The organism is Jejubacter calystegiae, from assembly GCF_005671395.1.
Lineage (GTDB): Bacteria > Pseudomonadota > Gammaproteobacteria > Enterobacterales > Enterobacteriaceae > Jejubacter > Jejubacter calystegiae.
Genome location: NZ_CP040428.1, coordinates 2,926,231 through 2,939,214 on the forward strand (window position 1 = coordinate 2,926,231; position 12,984 = coordinate 2,939,214).

Sequence of the window (12,984 nt, forward strand, 5' to 3'; positions counted from 1 at the left end):
CTTATACCTCCGGTTCCTGAGTCAGACGCTTAACCGCAGCGCGAATGCGGTGATAGGTGGCACAGCGGCACAGGTTGCTAATCTGGCGGATGAGCTGCTGTTCTGTTGGTCGCGGTTTCTGGGCCAGAGCGGCGCTGACGGCCATAATCATGCCAGACTGGCAGTAACCGCACTGCGGAACGTCTTCGTCAATCCACGCCTGCTGCACCGGATGACGGCGTTCCGCCCCCAGTCCTTCGATGGTGACCACGTGGCAGCCTTCCACCAGGCGTAACGGATAGCAGCACGATCGTACCGCCTTGCCATCTACCTGCACGGTACAGGCTCCGCAGGCGCCAATACCGCAGCCGAACTTGCTGCCGGTAAGCCGGAAATGTTCCCGAATCACCCATAACAGCGGTGTATCGGTTTCACCCTGGAAGTTAACGGCGTTTCCATTCAGAATAAATTTCATGCTGACCTCACTGATGATCCCTGGCCCGTTGTGTTCTGCGCCACAGCCATCCGCCGGTAATCAGGATGACCAGTACGACGATGCCCCCTGTCAGCCAGGGGAGCGCACGCAGCAGCAGCGGTTTTTCTCCGCCTTCACGCTGTTGGGCAACAAAGGCGGCGCTGACCGGTTGCGCCTGGTCGCCCTGGCCGAAGCGGGTGCGGACGTAGTTGGTTAAATCGGCGATCTGCTGGTCATTCAGCTTGTGACCAAAAGCAGGCATAACGCTTTCCGCCTGACCGTTCTGGCGTCGGGTGCCTTCCAGAATGGTCATCACCAGATTATCCGGTCGGTTGGCGCCGCTGGTGGTGTTATGGCGCAGCGTCGGGAAGCGACCCTCCATGGATCCTGCACCGTCATCGCGGTGGCAGATGGCGCAGGCGCTCCTCCACAGCGTTTCACCAGCCCGGCTGCTTGCGCTAAGGGGGGCATCGGCGTTACCGGCGTAGCGCCAGGCGGCTTGCCGGTCCCGGGCATCGTGTTGGGCCGGGATCAGGCGCAGATAGCTCACCATCGCCCGCAGGTCGTCGTCATTAAGCCAGCGCAGGCTGTAGCTGACGGCTTCCGCCATTCCTCCGGAGGCGCTGCCTTTGCCGGGGGCGTGGCCGTGGCGCAGGTAGTTCATAAGTTCGTCGTCGCGCCAGTCGCCGATGCCGCTGATGGGGTCCGCCGTGATATTGGGCGCGTGCCAGCCGGCCACGCTGGCGCCGGAGAAGCGATGGTCGCTGACTTCACCCTGTAGCGCGTCACGCGGTGAATGACAGGCGGAGCAGTGGCCCAGCACTTCGACCAGGTAATAGCCGCGCTTTTGTTCTGGCGTGACGACAGGGGCGATGGGGACAGGGACTTTCAGGTAGCGCTGATTCCATATCCACATCACGCCACGCCAGTTGAAGGGAAAGTCCAGCCGGGTTTCGGGGGCAGAGTGCTCTATCGGCGCAACGCCGTAACGAAAGTAGATCCACAGCGCATGGAGGTCGGATTCAGACATCCCGCTATAAGCGCTGTATGGCATGGCGGGCCAGAGCAGGGCGCCGTCCCGACGGCGGCCTTCGGTGAGCGCCTGACGGAATTCAGCTTCGCTCCATGCGCCAATGCCGTAGCGTATGGAAGGCGTGATATTGGTAGAGAAGATGGCGCCCATCGGTGTTGCTATCGCCAGCCCGCCGCTGTATGGGGCTGCGCCGGGTTCACTGCCCCGGTGGCATCCGGCACAGTCGGCGGCTTTTGCCAGGTATTCGCCGTGTATCAGCGCTTGCTTATCTTCACGGGAAAGCTCTGCCCGGACAGATAGCGTGACGGCGAGCAGGAGCAGGCAGGTCAGCAACTTAGCCTTTCTTCTCATCGCTGGTCTCCGCAGTACGGAACTCCTCGGGTACGGCCTGGCCGTAGATAAGCGTCAGTGCATTGCCTTTGATGGCGCCGAGCACCCGATAGAAGGTGTCGAGATCGTCCGCCGGAATCTCTGCCAGCAGCTGCTGGCGTACGCGTTCGGCTTCCCTGTCGAGTCGGGCCAGAACAGCGCGGCCGTCTGATGTCAAACAGACGCCTTTTTCCCGGCGATCCTTGCCGCCGCTACTGCGAACGATCAGCTGATTCTGTTCCAGAAACTTCAGAGCCCGGGAGATGGTGGAGACTTCGCTATTCAGATGACCGACGATGGCTTTCAAATTGCAGCCGTCGCCCAGTTCTTCAATGGCACTCAGCGCCAGCCAGTGCGGTCGGTTGATATGGGTAAAGGGGAGTGCACGCTCAATGGCGGTACGCCACAGGCGGGTGGTGACATCCAGATGAATCCCCAGCGGGAAGGCCCTTGCCTGCTGCTGCTTTGCCATAACGCCTCTCATCGACTTAATAATTTGTTTGCACATGCAAACAAATTTATCGACGCCGGACAAGATAAAGGTTGCGATTTTGTGAACGTAATGGCAAAAGCGGGTTAACGAAAGGCCTGCCATGGGCTGGCTACACTTAACGGTATCCTCACCTGGGAGAAGGGATGGATCACATCATGTTAATCGGCGTGGATGACGAGTCATATGACGTTCGGCTACCCGGGCTGCATTTTATTTGCCTGAGCCCGGATCGGTTACAGCAACAGGCAGACTCCCTGTGCGGTTTTATCAGCGCCAGCACAGCGGAGGCAGAGCAGATCGCTGCTCAGATTCCCTGGCTTCCGGCGGTAGCCCAGACGGCGGTGGGGGAGCACTTTTGCCGACGAGTGCTGGCGTTATCAGAGCTGAATCAACTGCGCGCCGCCGGGATTAGCAGCGGCGCATTGACCGTATTCCACAGTCGCTACAAGTTATTATTACTGGCGCATTCCCAGCCGCTGTATCGTGAAATCGGCCCCTTTGTGGCCGGATTCAGCCGCTGGCGCGATCCACAGGCGTTTTTTGTGGAGTATCGCAAGCGACTCATGGCGCTACTGGCCCAACCTGCGAGCCGGGGCGATCACACCAATGCCCTGATGCATATGCAGGGCTATTTTAGGGGAAAGTTAGACGCGACGCAGCGTCAGGCGCTGACGCAACAGATTCTGGATTATCGGGAAGGGAGAAGCTCGCTTGCCGAGCCTGTGGCGCTCATTCAACAGTATCTGGCGCTTTCCCCGGATGAGTATCTGGCGCAGCAGCGTTATCTGCAGCCGCTGCCCCCGGCGCTGGCTCAGTTGAGTGGAGGGCGGCCATGACGACCCGGCTGGTCTGGTTTCGCCGCGACTTGCGTATTCACGATCATCCGGCGCTAAAGGCGGCCTGCCGCGGGGATGGCGCACGCGTTATTGCGCTCTATCTTGCGACGCCGCAACAGTGGGAGCAGCATTCCATGGCACCACGCCAGGCCTGGTTTATCCGCCAGCATGTCGCGGCGTTAGGGCGTTCACTGGCGGAACTCGGTATTCCGCTCCAGGTTGCCGTGGTGCCGGACTACCGCGCCAGCGTTGACTGGATTGATGCGTTCTGTCAGCGGCACCGGGTGACGGAGCTGTTCTATCACTACCAGTACGAACTGGATGAGCGACGGCGTGATGCGGCACTGGAGCGGGCGCTGGATGGCAAAGTGACGTGTCAGGGTTTTGATGACGGCGTACTGCTGGCGCCTGGCAGCGTCACCACCGGGAGCGGTACGTCATATCAGGTCTTTACCCCATTTAGTCGGGCGGTGATTCGTCGTCTGAGCCAGGCGCTGCCCGAATGCGTGGCGCCGCCATCGGCCTGCGGTACGCCGTTGAGGGCGCCGGATATCCCGGATTTTGACTATCCCGAACAGACGGTATCGGAGGCGGACTTTCCCGTTGGAGAGGTGGCTGCACAGGCGCGGCTGGCGGCGTTTTGCCATCAGACTGCGGCAGAATATGATGCGCAGCGCGACTTTCCGGCGCGACCGGGCACCAGTCGTCTTTCGCCCTGGCTTGCCGTGGGGGCGCTGTCGCCACGTCAGTGTCTGGTGCAGCTCCTTGAAAACCACCCCGATGCGCTGACAGGGGGCCCGGGCGCCGTCTGGCTCAAAGAACTCATCTGGCGGGATTTTTATCGCCAGGTGATGGTGGCGCGCCCGGAGATGAGTCGCTACCAGCCGCTGATTCCCTGGACGGCGGCGATTGACTGGCGTGACGATCCGCAGGGATTCCAGGCCTGGTGTGAAGGGAGAACCGGCTTTCCGATTGTGGATGCCGCGATGCGCCAGCTCAACGCCACAGGCTGGATGCATAACCGCCTGCGTATGATTGCGGCAAGTTTTCTGATAAAGGATTTGCGTATCGACTGGCGCCAGGGAGAACGCTATTTTATGTCTCAGTTGATCGACGGCGACCTGGCCTCTAATAATGGCGGATGGCAGTGGGCGGCCTCTACGGGATGCGATGCTCAGCCGTGGTTTCGTATTTTTAATCCTACGACCCAGGGGCAGAAGTTTGATCGCGGCGGCGCATTTGTTCGCCACTGGCTACCGGCGCTCGACGCCGTGCCCGGCAGCGCGCTGCATGCGCCCTGGGAATGGGCGGATAAGCAAGGAATGGTACTGGATTATCCCCGCCCGCTCGTTGATCATAAGCAGGCGCGCGAGACGACCCTCGCTGCGTATCAGGCAGCCCGCAACAAGGAGTCATCACGATGAAAAATTTTGAACTGGAAACGCTGATTAATGAGAAGCTGAACAGCGCTGCCTTCAGCGACTATGCGCCGAATGGTCTGCAGGTCGAAGGGCGCGACGAGGTGAAAAAAGTGATCACCGGCGTTACCGCCAGCCAGGCGTTGCTTGATGAAGCCGTGCGCCAGCAGGCGGACGCGGTGATCGTACACCACGGCTACTTCTGGAAAAATGAAAACCCGGTGATTCGCGGCATGAAGCGTAACCGGCTGAAAACCCTGCTGGCTAACGATATCAACCTTTATGGCTGGCACCTGCCGCTGGACGCACACCCGGAGCTGGGTAACAACGTGCAGCTTGCGGCGCTGTTGGGCATTGAGGTGAAAGGTGAAATCGAACCTCTGGTGCCGTGGGGGGAGCTGAATATGACCGTTCCCGGGCTGGAGCTGGCCTCCTGGCTGGAAGCCAGACTTGGCCGTAAGCCGCTGTGGTGCGGTGATACCGGGCCGGAAAAAATTCAGCGCGTGGCCTGGTGCACCGGCGGCGGTCAGGGCTTTATTGATGCCGCTGCCCGCTTTGGTGTGGATGCGTTTATTACCGGCGAAGTATCCGAACAGACCATCCATTCTGCCCGTGAACAGGGGCTGCACTTCTATGCGGCTGGCCACCACGCCACCGAACGCGGCGGCGTGCGAGCGCTGGGTGACTGGCTGTCGGCCAATACCGACCTCGACGTGACTTTCGTCGATATTCCTAACCCTGCCTGAGTTCTGCAAGAGAGGGAAATGTGCAAAGAGCGCGCTGTTATCTGTTAGGGGAGTGTGCAGCGGTTCTGGAACTGGAGCCGCCGGTCTCCCTGGAAAGTCAAAAGCGAATCTGGGGCCTGGCGCAGCGCCTGGCGACGATGCCGGAGGTGACTGAAGCCATCCCTGGCATGAATAACATCACCGTTATCCTGCGCGATCCCCAGACTATGGTGCTGGATGCTCTCGAACGTTTACAGCGCTGGTGGGAAGAGAGCGAAGCGCTGGAGCCCACGCCGAATCGAATAGAGATTCCGGTTATCTATGGCGGCGAATTTGGGCCGGATCTCCCCTGGGTCGCCAGCCAGGCAGGCCTGACGGAGTCTCAGACCGTGGAGATGCACGCCTCGGTGGATTATGTGGTCTGGTTTCTGGGCTTTCAGCCAGGGTTCCCCTATCTGGGGGGGCTGTCGGAGGCGCTGGCGGTACCGCGTCGGGCCGACCCCCGACTGGAGGTGCCCGCCGGTTCAGTAGGCATTGGCGGCGGCCATACCGGTATCTATCCACTGGCAACGCCGGGGGGCTGGCAGCTGATTGGCCGGACCTCCCTGAGGCTGTTTGATCCTAAGCGCGAGTCGCCAGCGCTGCTGAGCCCTGGTGACTACGTGCGCTTTGTGCCACAGAAGGAGGGCGTGTGCTAAAGATTATTCGTGCCGGGATGCAGACCACGGTGCAGGATACCGGGCGTTTCGGTTACCGGCTGGCCGGGGTTAGCCGCAGCGGAGCGCTGGATACGCCATCGCTGATTATCGCCAATGCGCTGGTGGGCAATTCCCGTGATGCAGCTGGTCTGGAGGTCACGCTCGGCAATTGCGTGATTGAGTTTCGCGGCGCCGGCTGGTTTGCGTTAACCGGCGCTGACTGCGACGCCGTACTGGATGGCCACCCGGTCTGGACCGGTTGGCGGCTGCCGTACCATAACGGCCAGCGTCTGGAGCTGAAATTGCCGCGCCATGGCATGCGTAGCTATCTGGCGGTGGCGGGGGGGCTGAAAGTGCCCGAGGTGATGGGGTCGCACAGTACCGATCTGAAAGGAGGCTTCGGTGGTTTTAAGGGGCGCCAGCTGGCGGATGGCGATGCGATTGCCATTGGCGATGCGCGCCATGAATTCCATGACTCTGCCGGGGTAAAGCAACTGCTGTGGGGCAACCGAATTCGGGCGCTGCCTGGGCCTGAGTACCATGAGTTCAGCGAACAGTCCCGTGATGATTTCTGGCGTCTGCCCTGGCATTTGAGCCCACAGAGCAACCGCATGGGCTATCGCCTCCAGGGACAGGTACTGGCGCGAACCGAACAGCGGGAGCTGCTATCGCACGGATTGCTACCTGGCGTGATCCAGGTTCCGCATAATGGGCAACCGATCGTACTGATGAACGACGCTCAGACCACGGGGGGCTATCCGCGTATCGCTGCGATCATTGAAGCCGATCTGTACCACCTGGCGCAGATCCGTCTGGGGGAACCCATCCATTTTGTACAGTGTACGCTGGAAGAGGCGCTGAAAGCGCGCCATGACCAGCGGCTTTATCTGGATCAACTCGCATGGCGCCTGCAGCAGGAGGCAGACGCGCAGTAGCGGGGCAGGGAGTTTGTTATGCCTGAAGGGCCGGAGATCCGTCGTGCGGCGGATAGGCTGGAACATGCCGTTCTTGGCGAACCGCTGACGGAAGTCTGGTTCGCCTTTCCTCACCTTAAGCCGTTTGAATCTGTTCTGACCGGTCAGCGCATCGAGCGTATCGAAACGCGCGGTAAGGCGATGCTGACCCATTTTTCCAACCTACTGACGCTCTATTCGCACAACCAGCTCTATGGCGTCTGGCGGGTAGCCGAAGCGGGAGCTCTCCCGCAGGAGAGTAAACGCAGTCTGCGGGTACGGTTGGCAACGAGCAGACGGGCAATACTGCTGTACAGCGCTTCGGATATCGAGATCCTCGATGAGGCGGGGCTGGCGCGTCACCCGTTCTTATTACGGGTCGGGCCGGACGTGCTGGATATGACGTTGACCCTGGAGCAGGTGAAGGCCAGGCTGCTGTCAAAGCCGTTTTGCCGCCGTCAGTTGAGCGGGCTGCTGCTGGATCAGGCGTTTCTGGCTGGTCTGGGAAACTATCTGCGGGTCGAGATTCTGTGGCAGGTGCGGCTGGCTCCGCAGCACCGCCCGGTCGATCTCACGGATAGCCAGTTGACCGAACTGGCTCAGGCCTGTCTGGCGATACCGCGCCTGTCGTACCAGACCCGGGGACGGGAGGATGAAAATCGACACCACGGCGCCACCTTCCGGTTTCGGGTGTTTCACCGCGACGGTGAGCCCTGTGAACGCTGCGGCAACCTGATTGAGCGCGGAATGCTCTCATCGCGGCCTTTTTACTGGTGTCCACACTGTCAGCGCTGAACGTCAGCCATAAAAAAACGCCGGGGGCGCTTTTCTACTGTATTTGATAGCGTACCGGCTTCCTGAGCTTTTTGATAAGACCGCTCTCTGTTGCCCGTTTTAACCAGTCATTGATCTGCGATTTATGCAGCCCGGTGTGTTCCACCAGATAATCAACCGTTACAGGGGTTGCGGCAAGCCGGTACAGTTCGGTTATGAACAACTGGTAGAAATCAATCTGCTGCGATAATGGCTTCTCGTCGGTCTGTTCATGGCGGCTTTCCGCCATCCCGCCAGCGAAGATTTCAGGCTGTTCGTGCAGGGAAAAGAGATCGACCTGTCTTTCTTCTTTCTTACCGGTTGGGGTATTTTCGAACAGGCTGGACAGCATCAGACGCTGGATATCTGATTCACACCAGTGACCTCCCTGAGCAACAAGCTCTGTATTGGCGGTAGTATCATCAGAGGTGGGTTTTACCCATAAGGGGACCCAGCCTTTTTTCAGATTCTCTTGCGCGCCGTTTAGCGTGCCCCCTTTTTTACCGGCGTGAATCACCAAAGAACTGTCCGCCAGGCAGTAGATATATTTATTGCGAGCCATGGCGTTACCGGCATTAAATCCATCTTCGGGATAAAAAGGCGATATCAGAACCAGATTGCCGCTCATCAACCCGTTGCGCCATTTCACACTGGTCGCTGCTTTTAACAGGCCGTCGGACAGCACCCCAACCACAATCCCCCCCTGATGCATCGCCCCCGACATTGCCGATTCATCAACGCCGCGGGCCCCCCCTGACACGATAGCGGTATCTTCGGCTGCGGCTTTGGTGCCCACTAGTTCGGCAAAAGAGAGATCGGCAATACTGGCATTTCGGGAACCGATCACCGCCAGCCCTCCGGCGTTTAACAGAGCCTTATTGCCACATCCAAACAGTACCGGCGGCGAGTCTGTTTTGAGCCGCTGTTTTAAGCGCCCGGGATATTCAGGATCGGAACGGGTGACAATCCAAAGACCGGCCCTTTGCCATTTTTCTACAGCCAGTGCCAGGCTGTGTCCCCGGCTCAATAATCGCAATATTCGATCCGCACCGATCCGGGGATCGTGCCAACTGGTGAGCAATGCTTTTGGTTCAGAGAGCAGTAAATCGGCGGGCGTCGTCGACTTTTCTTTCAACCACAAGGCAAACCGGCCCCACTCGGTATTCGAAAGCGGGCGGGTATCTTCACTACCTGACGTAGAAAAATAGCTGGTCAGTAGTAATGTCGCCTGGGCTGTGGGGGATAAATTCATGCGTTTTTCACCGAAAATGAGCAAGGGCAGTGGGATACACAACGCCGCTGCCTGCCTGTTGCAATAACGCTGAGATAACGACGAGCGTCCAGCCGGAATCGATAATATCATCGATCAGTAAAACAGGTGTTTCAGGTAAGTTCTGGCTAACCGCAAAGGCGCCATCCAGATTTCTGCATTGATGGAAGCGATTTTGCTGGTTTTTCTGCGGCTGATTGTCTTTGATTTTGCTGATAGCATCAACAAAAGGGAGTCCTAAACGGGCGGCCAGTCGCCGGGCAAAATCAGGTACCAGGTCCGGATACTGACGTGATGGTACGCAGCACACCCACTGTGGGGCGGGATTGGGCAGCCAGCGCTGTTGGATCATTTCAGCCATCGCTTCTACCAGCTCCTCACCAAAGTATCTGGCGCGTTTATGCTGTGCGACGATTCGCCCCCAGCCGGCATCCCCCCAGCGGGATAATACCCTGCCTTCCTGAGCCCGTAATGATTGCGGTAAGTTACCTTTAAAACCATATTCCACAAAGGCTCCGGCAGCAACCTGGGCTTTGGGCTCTATGACCATTTCAGCACGCTTTAAAAATGTGCCAGCCTGATGAACCAGGTTGGATTCAATAGACTGATTGATAACGGGTTTCCCCATACAGCTTGAACATTTTCCGCAAGGCGTTGGATTCGGGTCGTCCAGGGCATGGCGTAGAAAGGCCATTTTGCAGTTCGCATCGGTCAGGTAGTTTTGCACTTCCGCCCACTCCACAGCCCGTTGCTGGATGAGATGCCTGATACGGGCATGATCCATTTGATAATGTACCGGCGTCCTTACCCAGCGACGGTGGTCCTTGAGAACGGGGGCAGGGTTCTCTACGCTTAACAGCTTCAGCACCTTTTCGATCTGACTAAAACTCAGGTTAGTTTGTGCTTCAATTTCGCGGAGGGTCAGTCCGTCACTCTCTTCCAGTGCATGAAGAATATCATTCACCTGCTCCTGTGATGGAAACGCAGACTCTCTGAAAAACTCATGGATATCCCGATCTTCCACACCCGACATCAAAATACCGATCGCACGATCGATACCTCGCCCCGCACGTCCCACCTGTTGGTAGTATGCGATGATAGAGCCGGGCGCCTGGTAGTGAATGACAAAACTTAAGTCCGGTTTGTCATAGCCCATGCCCAAAGCCGTGGTTGCGACTAAAACCTTTATCTGATTGTTGAGCAGCAACCCTTCAAGATGCTGGCGATAAATACTGCTATTTTCGAAGCCTGCGGCCTCAATGCTGCCATGATAGGCACGGGCATTAATCCCCCGACTATTTAACCAGTCAGCAACCTGCTCCGTATCACGGACCGTTAATGTGTAGACAATACCTGTCCCGGGGAGAGCCGGAATCACCTGGGCCAGCCATGCCAGACGTGATGCCTGATCGGGAAGTATCAGTGTCTGTAGTGCAAGGCTTTCGCGAGACAGCGAGCCCCGTTGGATAGCGATATCACCGAGTTGCGTTTTGATATCATCCAGCACTCTGTTGTTGGCGGTCGCCGTTGTCCCGAGCACTGGAGTCCCCGGTGGCATCTGGCGCAGGATGCTGACAATTCGCCGGTAATCAGGGCGGAAATCATGTCCCCAGTCGGAAATGCAGTGGGCTTCGTCGATGACCATCAGCGCGATGCGGTCAGCGATAGGGTGTAATACCGTTTCAATAAAGGTGTCGTTCGCCAGACGTTCAGGGGAAATCAGCAGACAGTCGATTTGATTATCCCGCATACGTTGGGTTACGGCCTGCCAGTCTGCGGTATTCGCGGAGTTCATCGTCTCCGCTACAATGCCCAGACGGGCCGCGGATTCGATCTGGTTGCGCATTAGCGCCAGTAGGGGAGAGATAATAATCGTGGGGCCGAGTCCCCTGTCACGAAAGATTTTGGTACTAATAAAATACACCGAACTTTTCCCCCAGCCGGTGCGTTGCACCACCAATAGCTTGTGATTCCGGTTGACTAAGGCATCGATCGCCTCCCACTGACCATCACGAAATTGGGCATTTGGGTCTGCCAGTGCGGTCTGAAGTAGTTGCTGCGCCTGATTTTTGTCCATGATCGCTCCCTGATATACCGATGCGTTCGCACTCCTGTTGCACATATGGGTTATCTAAAAACGGTGGTTTAGCAGCAGGCACCTTCGCTTAAAAAGGAATAACCCGCAATATGTCATGGCGTCGAGATGTCTGTTTTGCGAACCGGATCGAGGGTGTCTGGATGTGGGGATATCGGGGTTAATAAAAACGGAGAGGCCCTTCGGCGCTCTCCATTAATTTCTGGTGTCCGGACGTCAGATTATCGCTTGATGTCGGATTTAAAGTCGCGGCTCTGGTAGCCGGTGTACAGCTGGCGAGGACGAGCGATTTTGATGCCGTCGTCGTGCATCTCGCTCCAGTGCGCGATCCAGCCGATGGTACGTGCCATGGCGAAGATAACGGTGAACATGGAAGAAGGGATGCCCATCGCCTTCAGGATGATACCGGAGTAGAAGTCGACGTTGGGGTACAGCTTACGCTCGATGAAGTAGGGGTCGTTCAGCGCAATGTGCTCCAGCTCCATGGCGACTTCCAGCAGGTCGTCCTTCATGCCCAGTTCGTTGAGCACTTCGTGGCAGGTTTCACGCATCACGGTGGCGCGTGGGTCGTAGTTTTTATATACCCGGTGACCAAAGCCCATCAGACGGAAGGAGTCGTTTTTGTCCTTGGCGCGGCGTACGAATTCCGGAATGTGCTCTTTGGAGTTGATCTCTTCCAGCATCTTCAGACAGGCTTCGTTGGCGCCGCCGTGCGCCGGTCCCCACAGCGAGGCGATACCCGCCGCGATACAGGCAAAGGGGTTCGCGCCGGAAGAGCCTGCGGTACGCACCGTCGAGGTCGAGGCGTTCTGCTCGTGATCCGCATGCAGGATCAGGATCCTGTCCATGGCGCGCTCCAGTACCGGATTCACCTTGTACTCTTCACAGGGAGTGGAGAACATCATGTGGAGGAAGTTGCCGGCGTAGGAGAGGTCATTACGGGGATAAACAAAGGGTTGGCCGATGGAGTACTTGTAACACATCGCGGCCATGGTCGGCATTTTAGATAGTAGTCGGAACGCGGCGATTTCACGATGGCGCGGAATATTTACGTCCATGGCATCGTGATAGAAGGCCGCCAGCGCTCCGGTGACGCCGCACATCACCGCCATTGGGTGAGAGTCACGGCGGAAGCCGTGGAACAGACGGGTGATCTGCTCGTGAATCATAGTGTGACGGGTGACGATGGTTTTAAACTCGTCATACTCTGCCTGGGTCGGTTTTTCGCCGTAAAGCAGGATGTAGCACACTTCCAGGTAGTTGGATTCGGTCGCCAGTTGGTCGATCGGGTAGCCGCGATGCAGAAGAATGCCTTCATCGCCGTCGATAAAAGTGATTTTGGATTCGCAGGATGCGGTGGAGGTAAAGCCGGGATCAAAAGTGAATACACCTTTGGAACCAATGGTACGGACGTCAATAACATCCTGACCGAGCGTGCCTTGTAGCACGTCCAGCTCAACAGCTTCACCATTATAGGTGAGGGTAGCTTTCTTATCAGCCATTTGCGGTCTCCTTAGCGCCTTATTTTGACAGAACTGCCGGCGTCTGATTTCGGTTTCATACAGCTATTTTACATGTTGCCAGTTTGTTGTGTGGTGCGCAGCTCTGTATCGGTGGAGGAAACCAGGGGACAGAGCACCAGGAGGCTAGCGGGCAACCATAGGGTACAGATGAAACTACAATAAATCAGTGTGTTAGCAATTCATATACTTAATACCTGGTACCACTAATACCGGGCCAGATGACTTCGGTCAATAGCGAACACTGTTACATAACTTGTATGCGTGTGAAAGAGTGGCTCCATAACTTTTACGAATTATACGGCCT

General features: G+C 57.5%; 12 protein-coding genes. 6 read left to right on the forward strand and 6 right to left on the reverse strand.

Annotation, left to right across the window (positions count from 1 at the left end):
- Position 1: 1 nt before the first annotated feature.
- Genes FEM41_RS13350 through FEM41_RS13360 form a run of 3 tightly spaced genes read right to left on the reverse strand, consistent with a single transcriptional unit; the run spans position 2 to position 2,328 of the window.
- Positions 2–454: a (2Fe-2S)-binding protein gene (locus FEM41_RS13350; protein WP_138096436.1), complete on the reverse strand. Its 453-nt coding sequence runs from the start codon at positions 452–454 to the stop codon at positions 2–4.
- Positions 455–461: 7 nt separating this feature from the next.
- A complete protein-coding gene (locus FEM41_RS13355; RefSeq protein WP_241666495.1) occupies positions 462–1,838 on the reverse strand; it encodes a c-type cytochrome in 1,377 nt (458 codons plus the stop codon).
- Positions 1,822–2,328 (reverse strand): MarR family winged helix-turn-helix transcriptional regulator, encoded by a 507-nt coding sequence (locus FEM41_RS13360; RefSeq protein ID WP_168198799.1) that lies wholly within the window; start codon positions 2,326–2,328, stop codon positions 1,822–1,824. Before FEM41_RS13360 ends, FEM41_RS13355 begins: the two co-directional genes overlap by 17 nt.
- 164 nt (positions 2,329–2,492) lie before the next feature.
- Here FEM41_RS13360 and FEM41_RS13365 point away from each other — a divergent pair, with 164 nt between their 5' ends.
- Genes FEM41_RS13365 through nei form a run of 6 tightly spaced genes read left to right on the forward strand, consistent with a single transcriptional unit; the run spans position 2,493 to position 7,774 of the window.
- The gene (locus FEM41_RS13365) at positions 2,493–3,185 is read left to right on the forward strand and encodes a YbgA family protein (protein WP_138096438.1); all 693 of its coding nucleotides are present in this window, start codon (positions 2,493–2,495) and stop codon (positions 3,183–3,185) included.
- Positions 3,182–4,609 (forward strand): deoxyribodipyrimidine photo-lyase, encoded by a 1,428-nt coding sequence (phrB, locus tag FEM41_RS13370; RefSeq protein ID WP_138096439.1) that lies wholly within the window; start codon positions 3,182–3,184, stop codon positions 4,607–4,609. The genes FEM41_RS13365 and phrB overlap by 4 nt, the downstream gene beginning before the upstream one ends.
- Positions 4,606–5,349 (forward strand): type 2 GTP cyclohydrolase I, encoded by a 744-nt coding sequence (locus FEM41_RS13375; protein ID WP_138096440.1) that lies wholly within the window; start codon positions 4,606–4,608, stop codon positions 5,347–5,349. The genes phrB and FEM41_RS13375 overlap by 4 nt, the downstream gene beginning before the upstream one ends.
- A 20-nt stretch (positions 5,350–5,369) precedes the next feature.
- A complete protein-coding gene (gene pxpB, locus FEM41_RS13380) occupies positions 5,370–6,026 on the forward strand; it encodes a 5-oxoprolinase subunit PxpB (RefSeq protein ID WP_138096441.1) in 657 nt (218 codons plus the stop codon).
- Positions 6,020–6,961 (forward strand): 5-oxoprolinase subunit PxpC, encoded by a 942-nt coding sequence (gene pxpC / locus FEM41_RS13385; RefSeq protein WP_138096442.1) that lies wholly within the window; start codon positions 6,020–6,022, stop codon positions 6,959–6,961. Before pxpB ends, pxpC begins: the two co-directional genes overlap by 7 nt.
- A gap of 18 nt (positions 6,962–6,979) precedes the next feature.
- Positions 6,980–7,774, forward strand: coding sequence for an endonuclease VIII (gene nei / locus FEM41_RS13390; RefSeq protein WP_138096443.1), 795 nt, complete (start codon positions 6,980–6,982; stop codon positions 7,772–7,774).
- 34 nt (positions 7,775–7,808) lie between these two features.
- On the opposite strand, the gene FEM41_RS13395 is transcribed toward nei, so the two are convergent.
- The 3 genes from FEM41_RS13395 to FEM41_RS13405 all read right to left on the reverse strand — a co-directional run bounded on the left by FEM41_RS13395 (position 7,809) and on the right by FEM41_RS13405 (position 12,659).
- Positions 7,809–9,044, reverse strand: a complete 1,236-nt coding sequence (locus FEM41_RS13395) for a DNA-processing protein DprA (RefSeq protein WP_138096444.1) — start codon at positions 9,042–9,044, stop codon at positions 7,809–7,811.
- A gap of 7 nt (positions 9,045–9,051) precedes the next feature.
- Positions 9,052–11,139: a RecQ family ATP-dependent DNA helicase gene (locus FEM41_RS13400; protein WP_138096445.1), complete on the reverse strand. Its 2,088-nt coding sequence runs from the start codon at positions 11,137–11,139 to the stop codon at positions 9,052–9,054.
- A gap of 239 nt (positions 11,140–11,378) precedes the next feature.
- Positions 11,379–12,659 carry a citrate synthase gene (locus tag FEM41_RS13405; protein ID WP_138096446.1) on the reverse strand — a complete coding sequence of 427 codons (1,281 nt, stop codon included), beginning with the start codon at positions 12,657–12,659 and terminating at the stop codon, positions 11,379–11,381.
- Positions 12,660–12,984: the final 325 nt, after the last annotated feature.